The 25,987-nt window shown below is 74.0% G+C and carries 26 protein-coding genes; 17 read left to right on the forward strand and 9 right to left on the reverse strand.

Annotated features, from left to right (window positions below):
- Nucleotides 1–110: 110 nt before the first annotated feature.
- The 3 genes from FKD65_RS26275 (at nt 111) to FKD65_RS26285 (ending at nt 1,597) form a co-directional block, all read left to right on the forward strand.
- A complete protein-coding gene (locus tag FKD65_RS26275; protein ID WP_141580003.1) occupies nt 111–470 on the forward strand; it encodes a DUF3140 domain-containing protein in 360 nt (119 codons plus the stop codon).
- Nucleotides 471–481: 11 nt separating this feature from the next.
- A complete protein-coding gene (locus FKD65_RS26280; RefSeq protein ID WP_141580004.1) occupies nt 482–673 on the forward strand; it encodes a hypothetical protein in 192 nt (63 codons plus the stop codon).
- Nucleotides 674–826: 153 nt separating this feature from the next.
- Nucleotides 827–1,597, forward strand: coding sequence for an MgtC/SapB family protein (locus tag FKD65_RS26285; RefSeq protein ID WP_240809613.1), 771 nt, complete (start codon nt 827–829; stop codon nt 1,595–1,597).
- Between the two features lie 19 nt (nt 1,598–1,616).
- On the opposite strand, the gene FKD65_RS26290 is transcribed toward FKD65_RS26285, so the two are convergent.
- The gene (locus FKD65_RS26290) at nt 1,617–1,805 is read right to left on the reverse strand and encodes a hypothetical protein (RefSeq protein WP_141580005.1); all 189 of its coding nucleotides are present in this window, start codon (nt 1,803–1,805) and stop codon (nt 1,617–1,619) included.
- Between the two features lie 47 nt (nt 1,806–1,852).
- Entirely contained in the window at nt 1,853–2,410 is a 558-nt protein-coding gene (locus tag FKD65_RS26295) for a hemerythrin domain-containing protein (protein WP_141580006.1), read from the reverse strand.
- A gap of 156 nt (nt 2,411–2,566) precedes the next feature.
- Between FKD65_RS26295 and FKD65_RS26300 the strand changes: the two genes are divergently transcribed.
- Nucleotides 2,567–5,287 carry a helix-turn-helix transcriptional regulator gene (locus FKD65_RS26300; protein WP_141580007.1) on the forward strand — a complete coding sequence of 907 codons (2,721 nt, stop codon included), beginning with the start codon at nt 2,567–2,569 and terminating at the stop codon, nt 5,285–5,287.
- Nucleotides 5,288–5,501: 214 nt separating this feature from the next.
- A complete protein-coding gene (locus FKD65_RS44430) occupies nt 5,502–5,678 on the forward strand; it encodes a hypothetical protein (RefSeq protein WP_168221199.1) in 177 nt (58 codons plus the stop codon).
- A 157-nt stretch (nt 5,679–5,835) separates the two neighbouring features.
- Here the strand turns inward: FKD65_RS44430 and FKD65_RS26305 are convergent, their stop codons facing one another.
- Nucleotides 5,836–6,711 carry an arylamine N-acetyltransferase gene (locus tag FKD65_RS26305; RefSeq protein ID WP_141580008.1) on the reverse strand — a complete coding sequence of 292 codons (876 nt, stop codon included), beginning with the start codon at nt 6,709–6,711 and terminating at the stop codon, nt 5,836–5,838.
- The gene (locus FKD65_RS26310) at nt 6,708–9,746 is read right to left on the reverse strand and encodes a BTAD domain-containing putative transcriptional regulator (protein WP_141580009.1); all 3,039 of its coding nucleotides are present in this window, start codon (nt 9,744–9,746) and stop codon (nt 6,708–6,710) included. The genes FKD65_RS26305 and FKD65_RS26310 overlap by 4 nt, the downstream gene beginning before the upstream one ends.
- A gap of 92 nt (nt 9,747–9,838) precedes the next feature.
- Here FKD65_RS26310 and FKD65_RS26315 point away from each other — a divergent pair, with 92 nt between their 5' ends.
- On the forward strand, nt 9,839–10,726 hold the full coding sequence (locus tag FKD65_RS26315) for an NAD(P)-dependent oxidoreductase (RefSeq protein ID WP_205718261.1): 888 nt from the start codon (nt 9,839–9,841) through the stop codon (nt 10,724–10,726).
- Here the strand turns inward: FKD65_RS26315 and FKD65_RS26320 are convergent.
- Complete coding sequence (locus tag FKD65_RS26320; RefSeq protein WP_240809614.1) at nt 10,701–12,101, reverse strand: HAMP domain-containing sensor histidine kinase; 1,401 nt, start codon at nt 12,099–12,101, stop codon at nt 10,701–10,703. The two genes, FKD65_RS26315 and FKD65_RS26320, sit on opposite strands and share 26 nt — an antisense overlap.
- 174 nt (nt 12,102–12,275) lie before the next feature.
- Here FKD65_RS26320 and FKD65_RS26325 point away from each other — a divergent pair, with 174 nt between their 5' ends.
- The 5 genes from FKD65_RS26325 (at nt 12,276) to FKD65_RS26345 (ending at nt 17,134) form a co-directional block, all read left to right on the forward strand.
- Nucleotides 12,276–12,731 (forward strand): ATP-binding protein, encoded by a 456-nt coding sequence (locus FKD65_RS26325; RefSeq protein ID WP_141580010.1) that lies wholly within the window; start codon nt 12,276–12,278, stop codon nt 12,729–12,731.
- A gap of 541 nt (nt 12,732–13,272) precedes the next feature.
- Nucleotides 13,273–14,358 (forward strand): LCP family protein, encoded by a 1,086-nt coding sequence (locus FKD65_RS26330; protein ID WP_141580011.1) that lies wholly within the window; start codon nt 13,273–13,275, stop codon nt 14,356–14,358.
- A 54-nt stretch (nt 14,359–14,412) separates the two neighbouring features.
- Nucleotides 14,413–15,360, forward strand: a complete 948-nt coding sequence (locus tag FKD65_RS26335) for a GlxA family transcriptional regulator (RefSeq protein ID WP_141580012.1) — start codon at nt 14,413–14,415, stop codon at nt 15,358–15,360.
- Nucleotides 15,357–15,959, forward strand: a complete 603-nt coding sequence (locus FKD65_RS26340; RefSeq protein ID WP_141580013.1) for a DJ-1/PfpI family protein — start codon at nt 15,357–15,359, stop codon at nt 15,957–15,959. The genes FKD65_RS26335 and FKD65_RS26340 overlap by 4 nt, the downstream gene beginning before the upstream one ends.
- Nucleotides 15,960–16,018: 59 nt before the next feature.
- A complete protein-coding gene (locus tag FKD65_RS26345; RefSeq protein WP_141580014.1) occupies nt 16,019–17,134 on the forward strand; it encodes a hypothetical protein in 1,116 nt (371 codons plus the stop codon).
- A gap of 22 nt (nt 17,135–17,156) precedes the next feature.
- On the opposite strand, the gene FKD65_RS26350 is transcribed toward FKD65_RS26345, so the two are convergent.
- The gene (locus FKD65_RS26350; protein WP_141580015.1) at nt 17,157–17,993 is read right to left on the reverse strand and encodes a hypothetical protein; all 837 of its coding nucleotides are present in this window, start codon (nt 17,991–17,993) and stop codon (nt 17,157–17,159) included.
- A 3-nt stretch (nt 17,994–17,996) separates the two neighbouring features.
- Nucleotides 17,997–18,902, reverse strand: a complete 906-nt coding sequence (locus FKD65_RS26355) for an arginase family protein (protein WP_141580016.1) — start codon at nt 18,900–18,902, stop codon at nt 17,997–17,999.
- Nucleotides 18,903–19,045: 143 nt separating this feature from the next.
- On the opposite strand from FKD65_RS26355, the gene FKD65_RS26360 reads away from it, so the two are divergent.
- Both FKD65_RS26360 and FKD65_RS26365 read left to right on the forward strand, forming a co-directional pair.
- A complete protein-coding gene (locus FKD65_RS26360; protein ID WP_205718262.1) occupies nt 19,046–20,653 on the forward strand; it encodes a CocE/NonD family hydrolase in 1,608 nt (535 codons plus the stop codon).
- 179 nt (nt 20,654–20,832) lie between these two features.
- Nucleotides 20,833–21,762, forward strand: coding sequence for a dienelactone hydrolase family protein (locus FKD65_RS26365; RefSeq protein WP_141580018.1), 930 nt, complete (start codon nt 20,833–20,835; stop codon nt 21,760–21,762).
- Nucleotides 21,763–21,802: 40 nt separating this feature from the next.
- Here the strand turns inward: FKD65_RS26365 and FKD65_RS26370 are convergent, their stop codons facing one another.
- Entirely contained in the window at nt 21,803–23,041 is a 1,239-nt protein-coding gene (locus tag FKD65_RS26370; RefSeq protein WP_141580019.1) for a CdaR family transcriptional regulator, read from the reverse strand.
- A gap of 78 nt (nt 23,042–23,119) precedes the next feature.
- Nucleotides 23,120–23,452 carry a hypothetical protein gene (locus FKD65_RS26375; protein ID WP_141580020.1) on the reverse strand — a complete coding sequence of 111 codons (333 nt, stop codon included), beginning with the start codon at nt 23,450–23,452 and terminating at the stop codon, nt 23,120–23,122.
- Here FKD65_RS26375 and FKD65_RS26380 point away from each other — a divergent pair.
- From FKD65_RS26380 to FKD65_RS26395, 4 genes are all read left to right on the forward strand, one after another.
- Complete coding sequence (locus tag FKD65_RS26380) at nt 23,451–23,699, forward strand: hypothetical protein (RefSeq protein ID WP_141580021.1); 249 nt, start codon at nt 23,451–23,453, stop codon at nt 23,697–23,699. The two genes, FKD65_RS26375 and FKD65_RS26380, sit on opposite strands and share 2 nt — an antisense overlap.
- Nucleotides 23,700–23,708: 9 nt before the next feature.
- A complete protein-coding gene (locus tag FKD65_RS26385) occupies nt 23,709–24,614 on the forward strand; it encodes a hypothetical protein (RefSeq protein ID WP_141580022.1) in 906 nt (301 codons plus the stop codon).
- 342 nt (nt 24,615–24,956) lie between these two features.
- Nucleotides 24,957–25,430, forward strand: coding sequence for a hypothetical protein (locus tag FKD65_RS26390; RefSeq protein ID WP_141580023.1), 474 nt, complete (start codon nt 24,957–24,959; stop codon nt 25,428–25,430).
- A 78-nt stretch (nt 25,431–25,508) separates the two neighbouring features.
- Nucleotides 25,509–25,865 (forward strand): DUF488 domain-containing protein, encoded by a 357-nt coding sequence (locus FKD65_RS26395; RefSeq protein ID WP_141580024.1) that lies wholly within the window; start codon nt 25,509–25,511, stop codon nt 25,863–25,865.
- Nucleotides 25,866–25,987: the final 122 nt, after the last annotated feature.

Consider the following 25,987-nt stretch of genomic DNA (forward strand, 5'->3'; position numbering starts at 1 on the left):
GCCCCGGCTGTAACGAGGGCGGTTCAGGGTCAAGTAACCACAAGCTGGCACGAATGGTGCACCGGTCTTCGGGGTACGGCGGGCGTGAACGCGTACAGGGAGTTTTGCCTATGAACAACCGCGTATCGCCCGAGGTGGAGCTGGCCTGGGAGGACTTCCACCGGCTGGTGAACATGACCTCCGACGAACTTCGCACCTGGTTGCTCACGGACGCCTCCGGCGAGGAGGCGTTCCCGGCGGACGGCCGCGGCCCCGGGGTGTCCGAGCTGGGCGCCCGCGTGGTGGACGTACTGCGCAAGCGGAAGGTCGACCTGACCGAAAGCGACGGGGAGGTGATGCAGGAGGTCGTGGACTTCGTGGAGGACCGCCTAGAGAGCCGGCCTCCGAACGCGGAACGCGACGAGGAGTGGAGGCACGCGCTCATGAGCGTGGGCCACGACCCGCTGCGTCCCCAGCCGTCCAGCGCATAGGAGGCGAGAGCATGCCGAACCCGCAGCAGCCCGAGATCCGGCGGTCGGAGAAGACCGCGGTGACCGACGAGCCGGCGCCCGAGGCCACCGACCCGAAGCCGACGAGGGCGAAGGGCCACGCGCACGGCACCGACAAGGGAGGCAGGGGCGGAGGCGAAGGCGGCGGCACCCCGCCGGGCCAGAAGCCGCCGCACCCGACCTAGGCAGCAGGCCGGAGGCCGCCCCGGAGAGTGTCCGGGGCGGCCTCCCGTCTGCTGCCGGGCGAGTGGTGCCGCGTGAGCGGCGCTGTCCGGCCCCGTGTCGTTCGGGCCCGGGTGCGGCGGATTGACAACGGAAGAGGGAGGGGTGGTACGGGCGTGTTCGAGTTGTCCCCCGGGCAGGGTTGGGTGGAGATCGGCGAGCTGCTGCTCGCCATGGTGCTGTCGGCCGCGATCGGGCTGGAACGGGGGCTGCGCAACAAGAGCGCGGGACTGCGCACGCACACCCTCGTCGGCGTCGGCGCGGCCCTGTTCATGCTGGTCAGCAAGTACGGGTTCGAGAACGTCCCGGGCAACGTCTCGCTGGACCCCTCCCGGGTCGCGGCGCAGATCGTGTCCGGCATCGGCTTCATCGGCGGTGGACTGATCTTCGTCCGCCGGGACGCGGTGCGCGGACTCACGACCGCCGCCGTCGTGTGGGTGACGGCGGCCGTGGGCATGGCGGCGGGCGGCGGGCTGCCGGTCCTCGCGGTGGCGGTCACCGCGATCCACTTCCTCGTCGTCTACGGGCTGACCGGGCTCACGAAGCGGCTGCCCCTGGAGCGGTACAGCCGGACCGGGGTCGCGCGGATGCGGATCGTCTACCGCGACGGGCAGGGCGTCCTGCGGCAGGTCCTGACGGAGGCCACCCAGCGCGGCTTCGTGATCCTCGAGGTCAACGTCGACCGGGACTACCTGCCGGACGACTCCGATCGCGGGCGCGACGAGCGCCGGGACCGGCGCGAACCCGACCGGCGCCGCCCCGGCAACACCGTGGTGACGCTCACGCTGGAGGGGACGGGCTCGATCCCGGAGTTCGCCGCCGTCACGAGCGAGTTGGAGGACGTCCTCGGCGTCACGGTCGGCGCCGACCGGGACGACAGCGAATGACCGGCGCTTCGGGCGGCGGTCAGGGGACCTCGGTCTGCGGGCTGTAGCCGTCGTCCTCGCCGCCCGGGGTCTCGGCCTCGGCGATGGGCGGGTCGGTGGGGCCGGGCGTGTGCTCGGCCCCCACGTCGGCGTCGTCCTCCTGCGGCGCGCCGGCCTCGGCGCGCCGGTCGGCGAGCGGCTTGTCCTGGTCGTCCTTGCGGTCGGTCATGGCACCTCCTCGGGAAGGGGCGGCCCGCCCGGGCCGCCCCTGGACGGTCAGCCGCGCGCCTTGCCGATGGCGTCGCGGACACGGTCGGCGACGGCGGCCACGGGCCCGAGCGCCAGGTTCTTGGTGGGCGACTCCGTCCCCTGGTGGGGATGGGTCGGGGCGACGGCCTCGGCGGCCTTGACGGCCGCGGCCATGCCGCGCATCTGCTCGGGCGTCGCCTTCTGGGCGATGCGGGGGAACTCTTCCTTCTCCTCGTGCGAGGCGTGCGCGTCAAGGTCCTTGTGGAACCGGGCGAACGTCTCCTCGAACTCGGCCGACTCGGGGTCCATCTTCTCCAGTTCGGACAGGACGCCCTTGGCCTCGTTCTCCTCCCTCAGCCGCGCCTCCACCACCTGGGAGCCGTCATCGGCGGCGCGCCGGGCGAACGGGTGGACGACCTCCTCCTCGGCGGTCTCGTGCACGGCGAGGAGCCTGCGCAGCCGGTCGAAGGCGTCCTTGCGGACCTTGCCGTGGTTCTTCTCCACGGTCGAGGCGAGTTGGCGGATCTCCTGGTGCTGCGCGAGCAGCAGATCGACGACGTTCTCCTTGGTGGCCTGCTCGGCCATGACACGACCCCCTGTCGGTGTCCTCCGGTGAACGCCCGACTCCTGTCGGGCTCCGACTCCGGGCGATACCCGAGCTGAGGGCTTCAACCATCCGGGCGGCAGAGAGCGGGTCGCGGGGCCGGTCTCCGCGGGCGATGCGCTGAGTAGGGTGAACGCATGCTGTACGGGCGGGACGGGGAACTGGCCGCGATCGACGAGCTCCTTGGCCGGGCCCGTGCCGGGCGCAGCGCGGCCCTCGTGCTGCGCGGCGAGGCCGGGATCGGCAAGTCCGCCCTCCTCGACCACGCCGCCGGCGCCGCGGACGGTATGCGCGTCCTGCGCGGGACGGGCATCGAGAGCGAGAGCGGCATGCCGTACGCGGGCCTGCACATGCTGCTCGGCCGCCACCTCCACCGGATCGACGGCCTGCCGTACGCCCAGGCCGAGGCCCTGCGAGCGGCGCTCAACATGGGCGGCCCCGACGCCGAGAGCGACCGGTTCCTCGTGGGGCTCGCGGTGCTGACCCTGCTGTCCGACCTGGCCGAGGAGCGGCCGCTGCTCTGCCTGGTCGACGACGCGCACTGGTTCGACGGCTCGTCCGCCGAGGCGCTGCTGTTCGCCGCCCGCCGCCTGGACGCCGAGCCCATCGCGGTCGTCTTCGCGGCTCGCGACGCGGTCGCGCCGGAATGCGCGGCGCCGGAGTTCGACGCCCAGGGGCTGCCGGAACTGCGCCTGCGCGGCCTCGACGAGAACGCGGCGGCCGGGCTGCTGGCCGAACGGGCCCCCGACCTGCCCGGCCACGTCCGGCGGGAGATCCTCGCCGGGGCGATGGGCAACCCGCTGGCGCTGCTGGAGCTGCCGGGGCAGGGCGGGCACGGGTCTGCGTACGAGCGGATCCTGCGGTCGTTCGCCGAGCGGATCGCCGCGCTGCCGGAGCCGGCGCGGCGACTCGTCCTGCTGGTGGCGGTGGACGACCTCGGCGACGCGGGGGTGGTGGTGAAGGCGGCCGAGCGGTTCGGCGCGGCGGCCGGTTCCCCCGTCGACCACCTGGAGCCCGCCGAGCGCACGGGCCTGCTGCGGAGCACGCGCGAAGGACGGCTGGAGGTGCGGCACCCGCTGATCCGCACCGCCGCCGCCCGCGAGGCGACGCTCGGCGAGCGCCTCGCGGCGCACCGGGCGCTCGCGGACGCGTACCTGGACCGCGGCGATGTGTGCCACCACGCCTGGCACCTGGCCCGCTCGGTGACCGAGCCCGACGAGCGGGTCGCGACCGTCCTGGAGAAGACCGCCGAGACCGAGCGGAACGCGGGCGGCAACGCGGCCGTCGCGGCCATGTACGAGGCCGCCGCCGGCCTCACCCCGGACCGGGCCGAGCGCGGCCGGCGGCTGGCGGCGGCGGCGCGGGCGTCCGCCGACGCGGGGCTGCCCGAGCGCGCGGTCGAGCTCGCCGCCCGCGCGGAGGCCGACCTGCCGGACCCGCTCGCCCGCGCGGAGCTGACGCTGATCAGGGCGTCCCTCGCCGACGAGCAGGACCGGGGCAGGGACGCCTACCGGCTCTTCGCCGAGACGGCGGCGTCGGTCGCGCCGCTCGATCTCTGTACGTCCGGTTACCTGTTCTTTCAGGCCGCGGCGGCCGCGGCCAACGCCGGGGACTTCACCGCGATGGACGGCATCGCCGCCGAGGGCGTGCGCCTCGGCGTCCCGAACACGCCGCACCTGCGGGCGCTGAGCCGGGTGTTCGCCGGACAGAACCCGACCGCGCTCGCCGACGCGGGCCCGGCGGAGGGCGTGACGGCGTTGCGCGAGCTGATGGACGCGATGAGCATGTGCTACGCGCCGCGCGACCGGATCCGCGCGGGCATGTGGCACCTCATGATCGGCGACGTGCGGGGTGCGGCCGAGGTCGCGGCGGAGCTGGAGCGGCGCTTCCGCGACCGGGGCGCGATCGGGCTGCTCGCGCCCGTCCTGATGCTCCGGTCCCGGACGGACCTGATCCTCGGCAGGCACCGCGACGCGCTGACCGGCGCGACGGAGGGCGCGCGGATCGCCGCCGACACCGGCCAGCACCGCATCCGCGTCTACCTCGACACGAGCCTGGCGCAGCTCGCCGCGATCAGGGGCGAGGAGGGGCGCTGCCTGGAACTGACGGAGGAGGCGCTGTCACGCGGCGTCCCGCCGAGCAGCGTGCACGCCGCCGCCGCGCGGAGCCTGCTCGACCTCGGGCTCGGCCGGTACGAGGCCGCCCTGGAACGTCTCGCTGACGTCGTCGCCGGGCCCAACCGCCAAGGCGTCATCGCCTCTCTGCCCGATCTGGTCGAAGCGGCCGTCAGAGCCGGTGCCCCGGAGCGCGCGCGGGACGCCGCCGCCTGGTACGGCGAATGGGCAGCGCAGACCCAGCAGCCGTGGGTGCAGGCCATAGCGGCGCGCTGTACCGCCCTTCTCGACCCTGACGACCCGGACCCGGCGTACTCGCGTGCCCTCGCCCTGCACCGCGAGGGCGGGACGCCGTTCGAGCAGGCGCGCACCGAGCTGCTGTACGGGGAGTGGCTCCGCAGGTCGCGGCGCAGGAACGACGCCCGGGCCCGGCTGCACTCCGCGCTGGAGGCGTTCGAGCGGCTCGGCGCCGCGCCGTGGGCGGAGCGCGCCCGAACCGAACTGCGCGCGGCGGGGGAGAGCCTCGCCGCCGGACGCGGCGGCCCCGCCCGCGACGACCTCGCCGCCCGGCTGACCCCGCAGGAACTCCAGGTCGCCCGGCTGGCCGCGACGGGCCTCAGCAACCGGGAGATCGGCGCGCAGCTGTTCCTCAGCCCCCGCACCGTCGGCTACCACCTCTACAAGGCCTACCCCAAGCTCGGCATCACCGCGAGAACCGAACTCGCCCACCTGGACCTGGGGTAGTTCAAGCTCCGTCTGGCTGGCGACGGGTTCGGGCTGGTGAGGGATCTGATCGCCGGGCGCCGCTTCAACGATCAAATCGATCGTTTCGCCCCGGGCGCTCCCGGTCCGTGACCGCTCGCTCCGGATCATAGTGATCATGAACACGATGACGTGCAGCCTCGAACACCGACGGTCGACGGCAAGAAGCACAAACAAAACCCAAGGAGGCATCGCCATGTCCAAGCCCAAGTCCAAGTGCGGCTTCACTGCCCCCCCTGGCGGAGAGCACACCTGGGACCCCGTGACGCAGATCAGGATGGTCGGCGACCACGAGTACTCCCGGCGGACCTGCATCAACAAGAACGCCGACGGCCGCCAGTGCCAGGTGTACGAGGACGAGCGCGTCGTGTGACCGCTTCAGCCGCGGCGCTCAGTCGTTCCTGAGCGCCCGGACGTAATCGACCGGCCCCGCGTTTCGCGGGGCCGGTCCTGTCTCCGACGGGCCCGGGACAAGATGAGCCTTCCCGCAGGCCGGATGACCGCCGAGCGGCTCTGGGCCGCACTGATGGCTAGCCTCTGGCTCGCACGAGCTCGACGAGGCGTTCGGGGTCCTCGTCTTCCAGGACGATTCCGAAATCGTCGGCCAGGGCTTGGGGGAGGTCCTCGGGGGCGAGGGTGCGGGTTTCGACGTTTCCGTCCGGGCGGGTGAGGGTCAGCTTCGTCCCGTCCAGCACGTGGAGGGCGTCGGCTGAGAACCTCTGCGCGAAGGGACGGGTCGTGAACGGCGAGCGCGGGCTGGTCGAGACGTAGTAGCTGCCCACCTCGAAGTCGATGCGGAAGGCCTCGCTCAGCACGAACGTGTGCCGCTGGATCCAGCCTTCCGGGCCGCGCTGGTGCATCTCCCAGCCCGTCGTGTTCGGCGTCCAGGCGGTGACGGTGCGGCCCTGCCGGAGCCGGAAGCCCCAGCCGTCCTGGTCGGCCTCCTCGCCGTCCACGAGGCGCAGCGGCTCCAGCGGGCCGGCGCCGAACCCCACGTCGCACAGCCACGCCGGCTCGTCGCGCGACGCGTCCGGCGGGCGGACGTGCAGGAGGGCGTGCGTGGCGGGCAGGACCTTCTCCGCCCCCAGCGTCACCCGCCCTGCCAGCGCCGTGACCTCGTACCCGAGCTTCTCCAGGACGGCGGCGAACAGCCGGTTGTGCTCGTAGCAGTAGCCGCCGCGCGGCCGTCCGACGAGCTTCGCCTGGACGGCGTCCAGCGACAGGTCGATCGGCCGTCCGAGCATGATCTCCAGGTTCTCGAACGGTATGGACGTGACGTGCTCGCGGTGCAGGGCGCGCAGTGTCGCGCCGGTTGGGGCCAGGTCGCCGTCGTGGCCGACGCGCTTCAGGTAGGCGGGCAGGTCGAGAAGCTCGCTCTGCCACCCGTATCCGAGGTCCTCGCTCATGTCTTCCTCTCGCCGTTGACGGCGACAACGCCGGCCGCCCCGCCGATTCTTCCGGCGATCCGCTCGACGTCGCGGCGCTCGGCGGGCGGCAGCGCCGCCCCGGCCGCCTCGCGGAGCGAGCCCGCCTCGGCGAGCAGCTCCGCCGCCGCCGCGTGCTCGCCCGCCAGGGACCGCGCCCCGGCCAGCCCCTCCAGCGCGAGGGCGATCCCGCGCGGGTCTCCGACGGCGCGCGCGGCGGCGAGCCCGTCGGTGTGCAGGGCCAGCGCGGCCTCGGCGTCGCCGCGCTCCTCGGCGACGAAGCCGAGCTGGGCCTGGACGAACGCGATGCCCGCCGTCCCTCCGATGCCGCGCAGCCAACCGAGCCGGGCGCGCAGGTGGGCCTCGGCGGCGGCGAGGTCGCCGCGGGCGCGGGCCACGAGCGCGAGCCCGACCTCGGCGAACTCCTCGGCCGACCGCGCCATGTGCCGCCGCGCCAGGTCGAGCGCCCGCTCGTGCAGGTCGCGGGCCTCGTCGAGGCCGCCGGTGAGGAGCGCGATGCGGCCGAGGCCCGACAGCCGGAACGAGGCCTCCGGCCACATCCGCAGCTCCTCGGCCGGCCGGAGCCCCTCGCGCAGGATCCGCTCGGCCTCGGCGTACCGCCCGGTGATCTCGGCGTGCCGGACGAGGGCGTCGGACGCCTCCAGCCGCCCCCACGGGTCGCCGAGCTCGGCGAACAGCGCGGCGCTGCGCACCGCGTCGCGCTCCATGGAGTCGAGGTCGCCGTGCCCGACCGCGAGCTTGGCGCGTGTCGCCAGCGCGGCGGCCGTGAACCAGCGGTCGCCTCGCTCCTGGAACACCGCCAGGGCGCGGTCGACGCGCCGCTCGTTCTCGGCCAGATCCCCGTACGCCCAGTGGACGCGGCTCAGGAGCCACTCGGCCTTGGCCTTCGCCAGCGGATCGTGGTGCTCGGCCAAGGCGGCCCGTCGGAGCTCCTCCGAATCGGCGCCCTCGCCGACCAGCATGGTGAAGGCGGTCAGCCACGTCGCGGCCTCGGTCCTGGCGGGCGACGCCTCCGGCTGGGCGGACAGGGCCGCGGTGAGCGCGCGGCGGGCCTCCTCGAAGCGCCCTCGCAGGTACCAGTACCAGGCGAGCGCGTTCGCCGGCCGGAGGCCTGCGCCGCCGCCCAGCGCCGCGCCGAGGTTCGCCGCCTCCTCGTCGAGCCGGTTCAGCCAGTGGCCCTGCTCGGGCCCGCGCAGCCGCTCGGCCGCCTGCTCGGCCAAGCCGGTGTAGTAGAGGGCGTGGCGGTGGCGGAACTCGTCCTCCTCGCCCGCCTCCCGCAGGCGCTCCAGGGCGTAGGCGGCGACCGACTCCAGCAGCCGGTACCGGCCCTCCTCGGTCCGGACGGCGAGGGAGCGGTCGACCAGCCGGGCGAGCACCTCGACGCCGGTGCCGCAGACCGCCTCCGCCGCGGCCGGCGTGCAGCCTCCCGCGTGGACGGCGAGGCGCCGCAGCGCGACCCGCTCGGGCTCGCCGAGCAGGTCCCAGCTCCAGTCGATCACCGCGCGGAGCGTCCGCTGCCGGGCCGGGCCGCCGCGCCGCCCGTCCGCCAGCACGCGGAAGCGGTCGTCCAGCCGCGCCGCCAGCTCCCGCACCCCGAGGGCACGGACGCGGGTCGCCGCCAGTTCCAGCGCGAGCGGCAGCCCGTCCAGGCGCCGGCAGATCGCCGCGACCCACGGCGCGGTTCGGCCGTCGAGCGCGAAGCCGGGGGACGCGGCGGCGGCCCGCGCGACGAACAGCCGGACCGAGCCCGCCTCCCGCAGCGCCTCCGGGGAGGCGTCGGGGCCGGGCAGGCCGAGCGGCGGGACGACCTGGAGCCGCTCCCCGGCGATCCCGAGCGGTTCGCGCGAGGTCGCGAGGACGCGCAGGCCGGGCGCGTCGGCGAGCAGCCGCCCGGCCAGCTCGGCGACCGGTTCGAGCACGCGCTCGCAGTCGTCCAGGACGAGCAGCGCCCGCCGCCCGCGCAGCGCGTCGGCGAGCGGCCGCCCGGCGGACTCCTCGCGCAGCCCCAGCGCCCGGGCGACCTGCCCGGCCACGTCGTCGCCGGTGGCCAGGTCGACCATCCACACCCCGTCCGGGTGGTCGGCGGCCGACCGGGCGGCGATCTCCACGGCCAGCCGCGTCTTGCCGACGCCTCCCGGCCCGGTCAGGGTCACCAGCCGGTGCTCGGCGAGCAGCGCCCGGCCCCGCTCGACCGCGCCCTCACGCCCGATCAGCTCGTCGAGCGCGGCGGGCAGCCGGGGGGCCGGACGCGGCGGCGGGGCGGAGCCGCCCGCGAGCATCGACAGGTGCAGCGCCGCCAGCTCGGGGCTCGGGTCGGCGCCCAGCTCCTCGGCGAGGCGCTCGCGCAGCTCGTGGTAGCCCGCGAGCGCCTCGCCCTGCCGGCCGGCCAGGTGGAGGGCGCGCAGGTGCAGGGCGTGGAGCCGCTCGCGCAGCGGATGGCGGGCCGCGGGCGCGGCGAGCTCGGCCGCCACCGCCGCGTGCTCGCCGAGGTCGAGCCGGGCCTGCGCGTGCCGCTCCAGGGCCGCGAGCCGCGCCTCCTCCAGCTCGATGATCGCGGTGCGGGCGAACCCGGCGTCGGCGAAGTCGGCGAAGGCCGGGCCGCGCCACAGCGCGAGGGCGTCGCCGAGGAGCCGCTTGCGGGCGAGGGGGTCGGCGGTCTCGCGGCGGAGCGCCGCCGCGAACCGTCCGGCGTCGACCGCCTCCGGACCGGCGTCGAGCACGTAGCCGGGCGGGCGGGCGGCGACGAGGCCCCGGCCGCCGGGCTCGCCCTCCTCCAGCGCCCTCCGGAGCTGCGAGACCCGGGCCTGGAGGGTGCCGACGGGGTTGCGGGGCGGCCGGTCGCCCCACAGCGCGTCGATCAGCCGGTCGACGGGGACGGGACGCCCGGGCTCGGCGAGCAGGACGGCCAGCAGCGTGCGGACCTTCACCTCCGGTACGCGCACGAGCGCTCCGGCGTCCGTCCACACCGCGAGCGGGCCCAGCACCCCGAATCGCACGCCGTCAGCGTAGCCACCGCTACGGACAGACCCGCGGCAGTTCCGTAGCGGCCGAGACGAGTGTGGAGGGAACACAGCACACAGGAGGACATGTGAGCACAGGACTTGTGAACACCCCGGTGACCGTCATCGGCCTCGGACCCATGGGCGCGACCATGGCCAGGACGTTCCTCGAGAACGGCCATCCGACCACGGTCTGGAACCGGACGGCGTCAAAGGCGGCCCCCCTGGTGGAGGCCGGCGCGGTCCTCGCCCCCACCGCCGCCGACGCCCTGGCGGCCTCGGAGCTGGTCGTCGTGAGCCAGACCGACTACCAGGCGATGCGCGACTCGCTCGACGGCGCGGACCTCGGAGGACGCGTGATCGCCAACCTCAGCTCCGGCAGCCCGGCCGAACTGCGCCGCGCGAGCGAGTGGGCGTCCGGGCGCGGCGGCGTCCTGCTCACCGGCGGGATCATGGTGCCTCCGCCGGGGATCGGCCAACCGGGTTCGTATGTCTTCTACAGCGGCCCGGAGCAGGTACTGGAACGCCACCGCGAGACCTTGGGCGAGCTGGGGGACGTCACGTTCGTCGGCGAGGACCCGGGCCTGTCGATGCTCTACTACCAGTCGCAGCTGTACCTCTTCTGGTCGACCCTGACCGCCTACATGCACGCCGTGGCGCTGCTGGGCACCGCGGGCGTGCCCGCCCAGCGCTTCCGTCCGTTCGCGGCGTCCATGCTGCTCGCCCTCGGTGGCGAAGGGCCGATGGGCTTTCTGAAGCACCTCACGGAGGAGATCGACGCGGGCGTCTCCCCGGGTGGGGACAACACCCTCCGCATGCAGGCCGTCGGTGCCGACCACGTTGTCGAGGCCTCCCGGGAGGCGGGGATCGATACCGCGGGCCCGACCGCCCTGCGGGACCTGTTCTGGCGCGCCGTGGAGGCCGGGCACGGCGCGGACGGCCTGTCCAGCGTCATCGGGCAGATCCGTCGCCGGTGACCAGCGGGAGGCGCAGGACGAACCGGGCGCCCGCGCGGGAGTCGGCGATGCGCAGGGAGCCGCCGTAGATCTCGGCGATCTCGCGGGCGATGGGGAGGCCGAGGCCGGTGCCGTGGGGGTCCCGCTCCCGCGACTCGGGGAGGCGGGCGAAGCGCTCGAAGACGCGTTCGCGGGACTCCGCGGGTATGCCGGAGCCGTCGTCGAGCACTTGCATCACCGCGTCCCCGTCCTCCCGCGCCACCGTCACCTCGATGCGCGAGTCGGCGTGCCGCTCGGCGTTGCCCAGCAGGTTGCCGAGCACGCGGCTCAGCCGCAGCGGGTTCGCGCGGACGACCACCCCGGGTTCCAGGCGCATCCGGATCGGGACGCCGGCGGTCCGCAGCCCGACCTCCCGGCGGACCAGGGCGGCGAGGTCGACCGGCTCCACCGGCTGCGGGGCGCGGGCGTCGAGCCGCGACTGCTCGAGGAGGTCGCCGACGATGTCGTTCAGGCGCTGGGTGTCGCGGAGCGCGCCGCGGACCATCGGCTTCCAGTCGGCGTCGTCCGGCTCGTCCAGCGCGACCTCCAGCCGTGTCTGGAGGCCCGTGATCGGGTTGCGCAGGTCGTGGGAGGCGTCGGAGACGAAGCGGCGCTCCCGGTTCGCCGCCGCCTCCAGCCGGTCGAGGGTGGCGTTCACCGTCTCGGCGAGGTTCTGGATCCCCCCGCCGCCGTCCGGGACGGGCACCCGGTGGTCCAGGCCCCGCTCGTCGAGGTCGGCCATCTCGGCACGGATCAGGTCGACCGGGACGAACGCCTGCCCGATCGTGTGCCACGTCCACCACGCGATCAGGCTGAGCAGCGCGACCAGCAGGCCGAAGAGGAGGACGGGCAGCAGCCACAAGTTCAGCAGGCCGGGCAGCGGGGCCGCGGCGATGACCATGACGTCCTGGCCCCACGGGGACGTGCGGAGGCGCAGCCCGAACGCCCACACGCACTCGCGCAGGTAGCGGGGGCAGACCCGCTGGTCGATCAGCAGTTCGCCCCTCGCGAGGTCGGCGGTGGCGAGCGCCGGGCGTCCGCGGATCTCCTCGGTGGACGCCACCACCCTTCCCTGCGGGTTCACGACCTGCACTATCTGCGCCTCGTCCGGGCGGGTTTCGATGATCCCGGGGTTCGTTCCCCTGGACAGGCCGAACGCGATCCGCTCGGCGGTCCGCTCCGTCTCGCGCGCGACCCTGTTCTCCGCCCAGTCGCGCGCCAGCAGCAGCATCAGGACCAGCGCGAGCACCAGGATCAGCGCCGACACCGCGACGGTGATGAGAGTCGCGCGCCCGCGCACCGAGAAGAGCAGGCCCCTGCCCCGCGGGCGGGCATGCTCCCGTTTCCCTGCCGTCACAGTGGTGTCCCGGAACCTCGCACAACGTCACTCTAAGTGACTCATCGTGAGACCCGGGTGCCGCCTCCGGTGCCCGGCCGCGCGCCGTGAACAGGACAGGGGCCGCGATCCGTACCTCCAGGGTGACGGGCCGCCTTCCGGACGTGAGGGGGGCCGGGACGGGGAGGCGGTGCTGTGGTCGGGACGCGGGACCGTGTGGTGATCGGGGAGATCACGCTGCCGGGCGTGCGGCGGTCGGTCGGGTGCGCGCGGAGCTTCGTGCGGTGCGTGGCGGCCGGTCATCCTTCGCTGGAGGACCTGGTCCTGGTGGTGAGCGAGACGGTCGCGAACGCGATCACGCACACGGCGTCCGGGCTGGAGGGCGGCCTGGTGACGGTGGCCGTCCTGGCCTGGGACGGGGGTCACCGGGTCGAGGTCGCCGATGAGGGCGCGGCCGGCGGGCGCCCCCATGTGAAGGACGAGACGGGCGCGGAGACGGGCCGCGGGATGCGGATCGTGGACGCGCTCGCGTCGCGGTGGGGGTTCCGGGCGGACGGCGCCCGGACGGTGGTGTGGGCGGAGTTCCCGGCCCCGGCCGCCGCCGACGGGCGGGACCGGGGCCGGGAGGCGCCGGTCAGCGGCCCCGGTTGAGCTGCCGGGTCGGCATCTGCCGGGCGTTGCGGCGGTTGTTCGCGAAATTCGCCGACCTGGAGTCGGAGTTCTTTCGCCTGCCCTTCTTTCGGGCATTGGCGAAGGGGTCGTTGCCCATTTCTCGGTTGATTGCGCGCATGAAGAGATCGCCTCCGGACACGTCTGGATTCGGCCGTGGAGGGCCGTGGGGAAGGTGTGCGGGCGCGCAGCATCGTCCCAGTGCACAGGGTGCGCCGTGAGATGAGCGAGCGCCGGGAGAGGTGACGGGAGCGGGCCCGCGGCAATGCCGGGGGCGGCTCAACCGGAGAAGAATCAAAGCTTCATGGGGAACAATTAACCAGACCCCCCGCGGCGTGTCAACCAATGATTTCCGGCCCGCGCGGGAACGCGCGCGAACACGGCGCCGGCGGGCGGGGGCCCGGCGGTGTGAACCCGGCGGCGGGGAAGCGGTGATACATGCCGGGAGGCTTCATGAGGCTGCTGGGGCGCCAACGCCCGGTACGGGCGGGGCCTGCGGGGCAAGCCGCCCGCGTCCGACACGATGGTGCTGCTGCACCTGTCGCCGGACGGCGGGCAGGCGATCGCCGTCAGCTTCCCCCGCGACCTGATGGTGCCGATCCCCGCGTGCACGCGCAGGGACGGGACGAAGGCGCCGGGCAGCCGCGCCGCGATGCTGAACGAGGCCATCGGCCGCGCCGGCCCCACCTGCACGGTCAACACCGTCGAGCAGCTCACCAAGATCCACATCGACCATTTCGTGCAGGTGGACTTCACGGGCTTCAAGCGCATAGCGATCGCGGTCGGCGGCGTGCCCGTGTGCGTGACGGGCGACGTCCACGACAAGGACTCGGGGCTGAACCTCGCCAAGGGCTCGCACCGCCTGAAGGGCGAGCAGGCCCTGGCCTACGTGCGCAGCCGCAAGGGCTTCGGGAACAGGAGCGACACCGAGCGCATCACGCGGCAGCAGCACTTCTTCGGCGCGCTCGCCAAGGAGGCGATGAGCCGGGGCGTCCTCACCGATCCGGGACGCCTGAACGCGCTGCTCAACGCCACCGCCCAGTCGCTGACTACCGACAAGGGGCTGACCGTCGCGGAGATGCTGAAGCTCGCGCAGGGCATGCGCGGCCTGGACGCCGGGAAGCTGCGTTTCGTCACCGTGCCGTCGGGGGCGCACCCGCTGGACCGCAACCGGGTGGCGCTGACCCAGCCGGCGGCCGACGAGTTCTTCGACGCCCTCCGCAGGGACGTGGTCGCCCAGGCGCCCGCCAAGGCCCCGGGCGCGCGGCCCGGGAAGGTGCGGGTGTTCAACGCTTCCGGGGTCGAGGGGCGCGCCGCGCAGGTGGCGGCGCAGCTCGGGGACGCCGGCTGGCAGGTCGCCGGGGTCGGCAACCTCGGCTCCCGGCCGCGGGCCACCCACATCCGCTACGGGACGGGCGCGGAGCCCCAGGCGAGGGCGCTCGCCGGCCTCGTGCCGGGCGCTCGGGTCGCGTCGCGCGCCAGGACGGCCCCCGGCGTCGTGGACCTGGTCGTCGGCACGGGCTTCACGCGCGTCCGGACGTCCGGCGGCGTCCCCGTGCAGCGCGGCGAGAGCCGGGCGAGCGACCAGGTGTGCGAGCGGGTGGCGTGATCTGTGGGATGCCCGTCGTGGACGCCATGTCCGGCCCGGTGACAGCCTGGACGCATGCGCGTCGCGTTCGTGGTCTATGACGGGTTCCAGATCCTGGACCTGACCGGCCCGCACGAGGTGTTCGAGACCACCGGCCGGTACGAGTGCCTGGTCGTCGGGCCGAAGGCGGGGCCGGTCACGGCGTCCGGCGGGCTGTGCGTCCACGCGTCCTTCGGCACGGACCTCGCGCCGGAGGGCATCGACACCCTGGTCGTGGTGGGCGGCGCCGGGGTCGACGACGCGCGGGGCGAGGCGGCGCTCGTCGGCTGGGTCGCGCGGGCCGCGCGGGCGGCGCGGCGGGTCGCCTCGGTGTGCAGCGGCGCGCTGCTGCTGGCCGAGGCCGGGGTCCTGGACGGCCGGCGCGTGACGACGCACTGGGCCCGGGAGGAGCAGCTCCGCGCGGAGTATCCCGGGCTGGCCGTGGACTGCGACCCGATCTTCGTCCAGGACGGGCGCGTCTGGACGTCCGCGGGCGTCACGGCGGGGATGGACCTCGCGCTGGCGCTCGTGGAGGACGACCACGGACGGGACCTCGCGCACGAGGTGGCGCGTGAGCTGGTGATGTTCCTGCGGCGGCCGGGAAGCCAGTCGCAGTTCAGCGTGCCGCTGTGGTCGGCGCAGCCCGCGACCGATCCGGTGCGCGCGGCGGTGTCGTCCGTCCAGGCGGATCCGGGCGCGCGGCACACCATCGCCGATCTGGCCGGACGCTCCGGCCTGAGCGAGCGGCATCTGCAGCGCAGGTTCACCTCCGAGATGGGGGTCCCGCCCGCCGCCTACGTGGAGCGGGTCCGCGTCGAGGCGGCGCGGCGGGCGCTGGCGGAAGGGGACGAACCGGTCGAGGCGCTGGCGCGGCGGCTGGGCTTCGGCACCGCCGAGACGCTGCGCCGGGCCTTCCACAGGCACGTCGGCGTCGCGCCCTCGGACTACCGGGACCGCTTCAGAGGAGCAAGGGAGTACGCATGACCACGTACGGGCTGCTGGTGTTCGAGGAGGCCGAGGAACTGGACTTCGTGGGCCCGTGGGAGGTGTTCACGGCTTCGGCCATGGTGCGCGACCAAGGGGACAGGGCGGTCCTGGTCGCCGAGCGGCCGGAGCCGGTCCGCTGCAACAAGGGCATGAGGGTCGTGCCGGACCACACCTTGGACGACCACCCGAAGCTGGACGTCCTTCTGGTCCCCGGTGGGCGCGGCGCTAGGGAGACGCAACCGAACAACCCGGTCGTCACCGGCTGGATAGCGAAGGTCGCAGAACAGGCCGATTGGGTGACGAGCGTGTGCACTGGGTCGATCCTGCTGCACGCCGCGGGCCCGGCCAGGGGTCGCAAGGTAGCGACCCACTGGGCCTCTGAGGACGCCTTGGAGGCCCGGGGCGACGTGACCGTCGTACGCGACGCACGCTACGTCGTGGACGGCGACCTCGTGACGAGCCAGGGCGTGTCGGCCGGGATCGACATGGCCCTCTGGCTGGTCGGACGCATCCACGGCCGCGACCACGCCCGAGCGGTGCGCCGCTACATCCAGTACGAGCCGGCGCCCCCCTACATGGCCGACGAGCCCATCTGATCGGAACGAACATTCCGCCATACCGGTGATGATCTTCTCTTATAGGCATAATCACGCGAATGGCGATGTCGCTTCCGGTGCGGTTCCGCAGCGATGGGGTCCGGGTGGCGGTGGAGACCGATCCACTGCACGCCCCGCTGCGCGACTTTCTCATCAACGACCTGGGCGAGGACGTCTCGGCCATAGCGCGCGCCCAGGGGCGGCTGAGCGACGGCGCGGCGCGGCCCTGGCAGGAGGAGTACCGCTACCACCGCCTCGACTTCGACGGGACGACCGTGCACGTGCGGGACGTCGCCGGATGGGCGTCCTGCGACCTCGAACCGGCCGTCCTCCGGCGGTGCCTGGACGAGTACCTCCACCAGGTCGGGGCGCTCAAGAGCCGCCGCAGCCTGGACCGCGACCTCGGCTCCCCGGGCAGTGGGGAGCCCATGGCCGCTTCCCTCGCACTCGGTTCGGTCTCCCAGCGGACGCAGGGCTGGGGACTCGTCCAGACGCCCCGTGCTGTGCTGGAGGACCTGGCCGGGTTGACCCCGCACCCGGACGCCTGCCTTCCGCACGGCGTCATGGAGACCGGCTCCGGTGCCTGTTGGGCCGACCTCGCCGTCCTGGACGAATCGGGGACGCGCCTACGCAGCGGCACCAAGACGTTTATGCCGAAGGGCCTCGACCCGGAACGCCTCATGGGCGAACTGGGGAACGCGCTGACCCAGGCCCGCTTCCTCGACGGGATCCCGGGGGCGTGGTCGGGTCTCGTCGCGGGGGTACCTGTGCACGGTTACGTCGACCCTGAGACCGTCCTACGGCTCCCGTGCCAGCCCATCGAGATCGGCGGTGTCGTGCGGCGCGTCAAGGTGTTCTTCCCGGAACTCGCCGATTCCGGTGTCGATCTGGCGGCCGCCGCGTCCAGTGCCAGCGCGTTCACGTCCGCGGTCTACGGGCCGCGGCACGTCCTCACGGCGTTCCTGCTCCACGACGTGCAGAGCCACCGCCACCATCTGGAAGTCGTCCGCGCCGCGCGCCCCGGCTGGGAGCACACAGGCAACGCCTGCCATGTCAGGCTCGACGTCCAGACCGTCCGGCTGGAGCACCTGTGGCTGCCCGGCCACACGTGCGAGATCCCGACGGGCGAGTTCGCCAGCGTCCTCTACGAGTACGAACGGCTGACAACGCCCTGACCAGACGCCCTTCCGCTCGCGGTCACGGGTCGAAGACGTCTTGTGTCCCCGTCGCGACGCGCGCCCGCACGTCGTCCACGCTCAGCACCTGCCCCGAGAAGCCCCGCACGAGGAGCGGCCAGTGCGCGGCGGCGGCCTCCACGAGCTCGGCGGCCAGGAGCTGCGAACCGGCCGCCTCGAACACCTCCACGATGACCGCGTTGTAGGGCGGGGCGCCCAGAACGTCCTGCGGAGGGACGCCCGCGAATCCCGGCGGCTGCGCACGCACCCAGACCCTGGCGGCGCCGCGTGAGAGGACCGCGTCGGTGCGGTCATCCGGTGCGGGCTCCGCACCGAGGGACCGGACGAGCCCGAGGAAGCGCTCGGCGGTGACGCCGCCCGGCAGGAGCAGCGCGGCGTCCTTCGTGCGGTGGCGGCGCTGCGCAGCGGGCGAGGGGTCGAGCCAGCGGTCCGGCAGGAAGAAGCCGCCCTGGCGCCGGGCCAACCGCCGTTCGAACTCGGGGACCGTGACGGTCTCCTCCGCGAGGTCCTCGACGACGAGGCGCCAGCGCTCGGCGGCGGCCAGCACGATCTCGGCGGCGAGCCACTGGGCGTGGTCACGGCCCACCAGCTCCATCGTCACCAGGGTCCGGGGCGGTGCGCCGAGAGCCCGCTCCCAGGCGGCCGCGTGGGCGCGCTCCCGCTCCTCTTCGCCGACGCTCCGGGTGGAGACGTTGACGCATGCGCCGTCCCGTGCGAGGACGGCCTCGCCCGGGACGTGACGCACGGGATCGCGGCCGCCGTCCATCGACACGACCAACTCGTGGACATCGGCGGGATCGATCGCCTCGCTGGATACGAAGTGGACGCTGGCCGACACGGACTACGAGAAGGCCGCGACGATCGTTTCGGTAAGTCCTGCTCCCGCCACGCCGTCCGGGTCCAGTTCCGGGTCGTAGATGGCGATGTGCAGCCCAAGCGCGCGCGGGCTCTTGACCAGCGTCCGCAGGACGGACGTCAGTTCCTCGAACGACAGACCGTCCGGGTTGGGGGAGTCGACGGCCGGCATCACGCTCTTGTCGAGGATGTCGACGTCCAGGTGGATCCAGAACCCCTCGATCGGAGCGGCCTCCAGATGCTCCCGGGCTCCCTCGGCGGCCGAGTCCGCGCCGTGCTCGCGGATGTACTCGATCGGGAAGCGCCGCACGCGCGAGGCCTCGAACGCGTCCAGGTCGAACAGCTCGAAGTCCTCGGGCTCCCGCTGGACGCCGATGTGCGCGACGTCCTCCTCCCGCACATAGGGGCCGAGCCCCTCGATGCCGGTGAGCGCGGCCGGACCGCGCCCGGTGGCGAGGCCGAGCGCCGCCCCGCCCGCGGTCAGCCGTCCGGCGACGGCCGAGGGGTCCCGCCGGGGCGAGTAGTCGTCGTGCCCGTCCAGATGCGCCAGGCCGTAGGCGCCGCGCCGGCGCAGCGCGAGCATGGGACCGAGCAGGATGCCGCAGTCCCCGCCGAGCACCACCGGGAAGTCGCCGCGGTCCAGGATCTCGCCGACGCGGGCCGCGAGCCGCTCGGTGTAGTCGGCGATGCCCGGGCCGTTCAGGTAGCCCGTCCCGTGGTCGGGGCCGAACGCGTAGGGCGGCGGATCCACCCGTCCCGCGTCGTCGGCCTTCAGGCGGCCGACGATGCCGTGCCCGCGCAGCGCGCGGGCGAGCCGCCGCACGCCGGGCTCGTGGCCCTCGCGCGGCGGGCGGAGCCCCAGGTTGGACGGGGCGTCGAGCACTGCGATCATTCATGCAATCTAGGACACCGGCCCTGCCCGGCACATCACGGCCGCCGCACGACTTGGCAGACGGAACATCCGGCGCGAGGCCGTCCAGGTCGGACGCGGTCGCGCGGAGCCGGGTGCGGCCGTGCACGCTCGGAGGGAGTCCAGTGACCGTTTCGGGGCGTCTCGTCGACCGCTTCCTCGGCCTGCCCGAGTCGCCGTCCCCGCACGTCGAGACGGCGCGGGACCTGCGGGTGCCCATGCCGGACGGCGCCGCGCTCGTCGCCGACCTGTACCGGCCGCGCGGGGCGGGACCGCTGCCGGTCGTGCTGGTGCGCACCCCGTACGGCAAGCGGCAGGCCGCCGTGCGCCTGTTCGCGGGCGTGCTGGCCCGCCGCGGGTTCCAGGTCGTCGTGCAGAACGTGCGCGGTGTCCTCGGGTCGGGCGGCGAGTTCCACGCCTTCCACGACGAGAAGGACGACGGCCTCGCCACGCTCAAGTGGCTCCGTGCGCAGCCCTGGAGCGACGGCCGGGTCGCCATGGCCGGTGCCAGCTACCTCGGGTTCACCCAGTGGGCGGTCGCGCCGTACGCCGACCCGCCGCTCACGGCGATGGGGCTCGGCATCACCGCGTCCGAGTTCGCGAGCTCGTTCTATCCGGGCGGAGCGCTCGCCCTGCACAACACCCTCGTCTGGTCGTCGCTGATGGGCACGCAGGACGAGAGGCGACGGCCGTTCCACAACAGGCGCGTCCGGCAGGCGATGCGGCACCTGCCGGTAGGGGAGGCCGACCTCGCGGCCATCGGACGCCCCGAATCGTTCCTCCGCGAGGTCGTGGCCCACGCCGAGCCCGGCGACGACTTCTGGAAGGCCGCCGACCACAGCGCCGCCGTCCCCGCGACCACCACGCCCACCACGATGGTCACGGGCTGGTGGGACCTCTTCCTGCGCCGCCAGCTCAGGGACTTCACGGCCCTGCACGCCGAGGGACGCCAGGTCCGCATCACGATCGGCCCCTGGGGACACGACGCCAAAGCCCTCCGCGCGATGCTCTACGACCAGGTCTCCTGGCTGGGCGCCCACCTGAACGGAGACAGGGCCCAACTCTGCAGGGCGCCGGTAAGGCTGTACCTGCAACAGGCCAACACCTGGCTGGACTTCGACCAATGGCCTCCGCCCGAGACCCGGCCCACCGCGCTCTACCTGTCGCACGGCCTCGTCTGGGACGAGCCGGACGCGGACCCCGCCACGTTCACCTACGACCCCCTCGACCCGACCCCGAATGTCGGCGGCCCGCTCCTCTCCCCAGGCAAGGGCAAGCAGCGCGACAACGCCCCACTGGAACGCCGGGACGACGTGGCCGTCCTCACCGGCGCCCCACTGGCGGAGGATCTCGACCTGATCGGGCCCGTGTCGGCCACCGTCCACGTGCGCACCAGCACGGGGCGGGGCGACCTGTTCGTCCGGCTCTGCGACGTCGACCGCGACGGCGTCTCGCGCAACGTCACCGACGGCATCCTGCGCCTGGCGCCCACCGGCCCCGCGTCCACCGGGATCGTGCGCGCCGAGATCGAGATGCACCCGACCGCGTACCGCTTCCGGCGCGGCCACCGCCTGCGCGTCATGCTCGCGGGCGGCGCCTTCCCCCGCTTCGCCCGCAACCACGGCACCGCGGAGCCCGCGGCACGGGCCGTCGCGTCCCGGCGCACGCGATTGGAGATCCTCCGCGACCGCGAACACCCCTCCGCCCTCCACCTGCCCGTCTGGAGGGGCTGACCGCCGCCGCGCGGTCGGCCGACCGCCTCGCCGCCTGACCAGTTTGTTAGCCGGCGACGAGACCGGTGGAGCGAAGGTGCGGTTGCGGGCGAAGCAAAGGACGCCGGGGCGATTCACAATTCATGAACCCGCGAACTCCACCCCCGTCGCGGGATTCGCCCAGTGAAGGGTGCGCCCCGATGAACAGGCATGCCACGCACGCGCTCAGAGTGCTCCCCGCCGTCGCCCTCGCGGCCGCCGCCGCGCTGGCGCCCGCCGCGCAGGCCGCGGCCCCCGCCTCGCCCGTCCGCCCCGCCGCCGGTCCCCTCGCCGCCCGCCTCCTCGCCGCCGGTCCCTACGAGCGCGGGCCCGACCCGACCGAGGCGAGCATCACGGCGGAGCGGGGCCCGTTCGCCATCGAGAAGATCGATGTTCCGGCGGGCAGCGGGGCCGGATTCAACAAGGGCACCATCTATGCGCCGACCGACCGGAGCCAGGGCACGTTCGGCGCCATCGCCGTCTCGCCCGGATTCCTCTCCGCGCAGGCCCTGATCGACTGGTACGGACCGCGGCTCGCGTCCCAGGGGTTCGTCGTCATGACCCTGGAGACCAACAGCCTCCTGGACGTCCCGGCCGCCCGCGGCGAGCAGCTCCTGGCCGCGCTCGACTACATGACCGGCAAGAGCAAGGCGAAGGACCGGATCGACGCGTCCCGCCTCGCCGTCATGGGCCACTCGATGGGCGGCGGCGGGACGCTGGAGGCCGCGAACAAGCGCGCGTCGCTGCGGGCCGCCGTTCCCCTCGCCCCGTGGGACACCGACTACGACTGGAAGAACGTCAAGGCGCCGACCATGATCATGGGTGCGGACAACGACCAGATCGCGCCGGCCGACTCGATGGCGGAGAAGTACTACGGCTCTCTCACGGCCGTCCCGGAGAAGGCGTACCTGGAGCTGAAGAACGCCGGGCACCTGGCGTTCAACTCGCCGAACACGACGATCGCGAAGTACGCCATCGCGTGGATGAAGCGGTTCGTCGACGAGGACGCCCGCTACGAGCGGTTCCTCTGTCCCGAACCGAGCCCGGACGCGGCCATCGCCCAGTACGAGGGCACCTGCCCGACCGGCTGACCGATCGGCCGGACGGTGGTGGCGGCCGCCCGACCGCCCGTCACCGCCGTCCGGCGCCGCCGCCGGGCGAGAGGCGCCGGTCGCCGGGATCGAGCCGGACGAGGTGGTGCAGGAGCAGCAGCAGTTCGATGCGCCGGTCCGGGTCGGACATCACGCCGCCGAGGATCTCCTCCAGCCGGCGGATCCGGTACCGGACGGTCTGCTCGTGCACGAGGAGCCGTTCCGAGGCCGCCACCGCGTTGTCGCGGCATTCCATGTAGGTCAGCAGCGTCCGCGACAGGGCGTCCCGCCGGTGCGCCGGCAGCTCCATCAGCGCCCCCAGCCGGGCGTTCAGCGCGACGTCCAGCAGCTCCTCGCTCTGCGCCGCGACGAGGCTCGGCAGGTGGTCGAGGCAGCGCAGCGGCTCCTTGCCCGGCAGCACGCCGCGCTCCATCAGCGCGAGCCCCTGCCGCGCCCAGCGCAGCGACAGCGCGGCCCGGGACGGCTGGACGGTCGGGCCGATCGCCGCCGACGGCGTGCCCTTGAGGGCGGCCGGCAGCCGGTCCCGGCCGGGGCCGTCCGGGTCGGGGCAGATCAGGTACGGGGACGGCGCGTGCCAGTCGGCGAGGAACTCCGGCGGCAGCACCGGAGGCGCCCCGCCGGGGTCGGGCCGCAGCGCGACGGCCGCCAGCGTCCGCGGCACCGGCCAGCCGGCGGACCTCGCCAGCTCGGCGATCGCCTCCGCGCTGGCCGGCGGGTCCATGACCAGCAGGTCGCGCAGCCGCCACCGGAACCGCTCCCGCTCCCCGGCCAGCTCGCCCTGGGCGCGCGCGTACCCCTGGGCCGCCGCGCTCGCGACGCGCTCCAGGAACACGAACAGCGACTCGGTGACGCAGCCCAGCGTGTCCAGCGACCAGTCGAGGCGCCGGGCGTCCTTGATGAACCGGCGGCACGCGACCTGCCCGCTCACCCGGATCGCCGCCTGCAGCCCGTCCAGGCTGCGGCCCTTCCGCGCCTCGTACGCGCCGATCCCCTCGAAGATGCCGGTGACGCTCTCCCACTCCATCCCGGGGCGGCCGATGGCGTCCACGAACTGCCGGACGGTCTCCTCGACGGCCCACCGCATCCGCCGCCCGTACCGGCTCTCCGGCGGGCGCGCGTACTCCGGGACGAGCCCCTGGATCTCCTCGACCATCTCCACCGCCGCCGCCTCCAGGTGGGGGCGCATCGGCTCGGCGACCCCGGGCGGGAGCCCGGACAGCGGAAAGCCCTTCCCGGCGGACGGTGTGGTCCGAGCCATGGCACGCCCTCCTGAAGCCGACAGCTCCTTCAGGTTCGGTCGCGGGAGCGACGGACCGATAGGCATGCGTGGAAAGTTTCAAAGGTGCCGGATTGTCACCCGGCTGACAGCCGTGCGGCGGCCCCACGGCGTGTCGCGAGGCGCGGCTCCGGCATCGCGCGGGCGCTCCGCCGCCGCATAAATGCGGATCTCCTCCCACCGGGCCGCCCGGAGCATCGCCCCATTTCTCCGTAAACAAACTCCCGCGCGCCGGGCCATCGTTCGGCATTGCCATGCCAGCCGGGTGGAGATCGTGTCGTCCGCTGGATTTTTCCGACCTGACGGAAATGGTCGCATTGCCAGCACGATCCTTGAAAGCTTGACCCGGATGGAGTCGACTTCGATCTCCGGCTGCGGAATGGTCTCCCGCATGGATTCACGAAACCGAGCCGCGGGGGCGCCCGGCCCCACCGAGTGGCTCCTGGCCTTTCTGGGCGCCCGCGAGCGGGCGCGGCGCACGCGCACCGGGGTCGCCTCCGGCCCCGCCGAGTGGCTGCTGGTCTTCCTGGAGGCCGGCCGCGCCGAGCCGGCGCCGCGCCGCGGCCCCGCCCCCATGCCGTCCCGGCGCGGCGGGACCGAGGAGTCCCCGTTCGGCCGGTCGTCCGCCCGCAGCGCCTAGAGGAAGCCCATGACCATCGAGATGCTCTTCGCCGCCCTGATCGGCGGCGCGATCGGCCTCGCCGAGCTCGTCGCGCGCTACCGCGACAAGCCCGTCGCCGCCCTGCTCTCCCCGGGCGGGCTGCTGTTCGTCTTCGTCAACGCCAGCGCGTCGATCGTCGCGCTGATCGCGGTGACCGCCTCCGGCTGGACGTTCGGGCTGCCCCTCTACACGCCCCCGGCGAGCCTCATGGTCGTCCGGGTCATCGCGGCCGGGCTCGGTTCCGCCGCGGTGCTGCGCATGTCGTTCGCCCCCGCGCAGAGCCGCGGCGGCGGCATCGGCCCCGTCGCCCTCCTCAGCGGCATCCTGCGCCTCGCCGACGGCGAGCTGGAGCGCAAGCGCGCGCTCAGCAGGCTGTCGCACGACGACCTGGCGGGGCTGTCGTTCGAACGCGACCACGCGGCCCTCGCGGAGCTGTGCTGCCACCTCATGCGCGAGTTCGACCTGTCCGAGGCGCAGCGGCTCGGCGGCCTCGCCGCCGAGCTGAGCGGACGCGACGACCTCACCGACGCCGACAAGCTGGACTGCTGGGGCCTGGAGCTGGCGCGGCTCGTCGGCGAGCGCGCCCTCAGGCAGGCGGCGCGGCGGCTGCGCGACCGGCCCCGCGAGGAGCCCCGCCCGGCGGTCGAGCCCGAGCAGCGCCCGGTGGCCGAGCCCGAGCAGCGCCCGGCCGTCCCGGCGCCCGACCACGACCACCTGGTGGAGTCCGCGCTGCCGCGCCCCGCCAAGACCTCCCGCCTCGCCCCGAGCACCAATGGGCGGCCGCCGGGCACGAACGGCCGGGCCGCGAGCACGAACGGACGGCCGGGCACGAACGGCCGGGCGGCGAGCGTGAACGGACGGCCGGAACGCAAATCGTTGTTCAGCGACGCTTGAAATGCTGTGAGATACCGGTGCGTCCCCTTGCGCGGGCGCACCGGTATTCTCGCGGGGGCCGCGATTTCGGCCGGGCGGGAACGGGCGCGGCGGCTTGGAATCGTCGCGCGGCTCCGATGCCGCCGCGCTGCGGTGCAGCACCTCGGCCATCGAGTGCCTGCGCTTGGGCCGCGGCCGTGAGGTTCCCCGGCAAAGGATCGTGAGCCTCCGCGGCCGCCTCGCCGGCCTGCCGGTTCCATTAATGCACGTGCCGATCCTGTTCGGCGACACCAATGCGGCCCTTTACACCGCGCCGCCCGCCGCCGGGGCGGGAATGCCCCGGAAATTGAAAGGATCCCGCCCATGAACCCCGAACCGCGCGCCGCGCCGTCCGTCCCGCCACCGGCACCGCCGCCCGTCTCGACGACCGGACGGCCCGGAGGCCTGCCGCGCTGGACCGGGAAGCCGGTGCGGCGGCTGACCTCCGCGGAACTCGCCGAGGCCCTCGAATACCTGGAGAGGCACCGGCCAGACGACGACGTCCTCGGCCGCGCCCTCGCCGGGGAGTTCGCCCGCCGGACGGCCGCCGCCGAGTTCGCCCGCCGCGCCGCCGCCGACCGCGTCCGGGTCCCCGGCAGCCGGATCCCGGACATCCGCGTCCCGGACGCCCTGGTTCCGGACGGCCGGGCCTCGGACCGCCGGGGCCTGGACGACGCCCCGGGCAGGGAGCGCGCCTTCGGGGCGTTCCCACCGGGGACGCCCGCCTCACCGGACCTCGACGGACCCGGCCGCCCACCCCTGACACCGCCGCCAGGACACCCCCGAACCCCGCGATGAGCCGAACGGCCCGCGGTCCACAAGTCACGGTGCCCAGGGGGAGGTGGGTCACTTCCGTGACGCGGGTATAGGGACGCCATGGACGTAAGGCTGCGCAGGGTGTACGAGTCGCCCTCGTCCGAGGACGGGACGCGGATCCTGGTCGACCGGGTATGGCCGCGGGGCCTGTCGAAGGACAAGGCGCGCCTGGACGAGTGGGAGAAGGACGTCGCCCCTTCCACCGAGCTCCGCAAGTGGTACGGGCACGACGCCGACAGGTTCGAGGAGTTCACCCGCCGCTACGACGCCGAACTGGGCGAGCCGGAGCGCGCGGCGGCCCTCGACCACCTGCGGGAACTGGCTCAGCAGGGAACCGTGACCCTGCTCACCGCCACCAAGGACCTCGACCGCAGCCAGGCCGCCGTCCTCGCCTCCCGCCTCCGCGACTCCGGCTGATCCACCTTCTCCCGCCGCCGGACCGCGTCCGACCAGGCAGGACGCGGTTCTGGCGGCGGTCGTTGCGGCGAGGCTTCCGGCAGCATCCGGGGACGGGTCCTAGAGTGAAGGGGTCCCAAGGA

This window comes from Actinomadura sp. WMMA1423 (assembly GCF_006547145.1).
GTDB lineage: Bacteria > Actinomycetota > Actinomycetes > Streptosporangiales > Streptosporangiaceae > Spirillospora.

Excerpts from the sequence above, each read along its gene's own strand:
- FKD65_RS26275 (WP_141580003.1), top strand. The coding sequence starts at position 111 with ATGAACAACCGCGTATCGCCCGAGGTGGAGCTGGCCTGGGAGGACTTC.
- FKD65_RS26280 (WP_141580004.1), top strand. The coding sequence starts at position 482 with ATGCCGAACCCGCAGCAGCCCGAGATCCGGCGGTCGGAGAAGACCGCG.
- FKD65_RS26290 (WP_141580005.1), bottom strand. The coding sequence starts at position 1,805 with ATGACCGACCGCAAGGACGACCAGGACAAGCCGCTCGCCGACCGGCGC.
- FKD65_RS26295 (WP_141580006.1), bottom strand. The coding sequence starts at position 2,410 with ATGGCCGAGCAGGCCACCAAGGAGAACGTCGTCGATCTGCTGCTCGCG.
- FKD65_RS26300 (WP_141580007.1), top strand. The coding sequence starts at position 2,567 with ATGCTGTACGGGCGGGACGGGGAACTGGCCGCGATCGACGAGCTCCTT.
- FKD65_RS44430 (WP_168221199.1), top strand. The coding sequence starts at position 5,502 with ATGTCCAAGCCCAAGTCCAAGTGCGGCTTCACTGCCCCCCCTGGCGGA.
- FKD65_RS26305 (WP_141580008.1), bottom strand. The coding sequence starts at position 6,711 with ATGAGCGAGGACCTCGGATACGGGTGGCAGAGCGAGCTTCTCGACCTG.
- FKD65_RS26330 (WP_141580011.1), top strand. The coding sequence starts at position 13,273 with ATGGTGCTGCTGCACCTGTCGCCGGACGGCGGGCAGGCGATCGCCGTC.
- FKD65_RS26335 (WP_141580012.1), top strand. The coding sequence starts at position 14,413 with ATGCGCGTCGCGTTCGTGGTCTATGACGGGTTCCAGATCCTGGACCTG.
- FKD65_RS26340 (WP_141580013.1), top strand. The coding sequence starts at position 15,357 with ATGACCACGTACGGGCTGCTGGTGTTCGAGGAGGCCGAGGAACTGGAC.
- FKD65_RS26345 (WP_141580014.1), top strand. The coding sequence starts at position 16,019 with ATGGCGATGTCGCTTCCGGTGCGGTTCCGCAGCGATGGGGTCCGGGTG.
- FKD65_RS26355 (WP_141580016.1), bottom strand. The coding sequence starts at position 18,902 with ATGATCGCAGTGCTCGACGCCCCGTCCAACCTGGGGCTCCGCCCGCCG.
- FKD65_RS26365 (WP_141580018.1), top strand. The coding sequence starts at position 20,833 with ATGAACAGGCATGCCACGCACGCGCTCAGAGTGCTCCCCGCCGTCGCC.
- FKD65_RS26370 (WP_141580019.1), bottom strand. The coding sequence starts at position 23,041 with ATGGCTCGGACCACACCGTCCGCCGGGAAGGGCTTTCCGCTGTCCGGG.
- FKD65_RS26380 (WP_141580021.1), top strand. The coding sequence starts at position 23,451 with ATGGATTCACGAAACCGAGCCGCGGGGGCGCCCGGCCCCACCGAGTGG.
- FKD65_RS26375 (WP_141580020.1), bottom strand. The coding sequence starts at position 23,452 with ATGCGGGAGACCATTCCGCAGCCGGAGATCGAAGTCGACTCCATCCGG.
- FKD65_RS26385 (WP_141580022.1), top strand. The coding sequence starts at position 23,709 with ATGACCATCGAGATGCTCTTCGCCGCCCTGATCGGCGGCGCGATCGGC.
- FKD65_RS26390 (WP_141580023.1), top strand. The coding sequence starts at position 24,957 with ATGAACCCCGAACCGCGCGCCGCGCCGTCCGTCCCGCCACCGGCACCG.
- FKD65_RS26395 (WP_141580024.1), top strand. The coding sequence starts at position 25,509 with ATGGACGTAAGGCTGCGCAGGGTGTACGAGTCGCCCTCGTCCGAGGAC.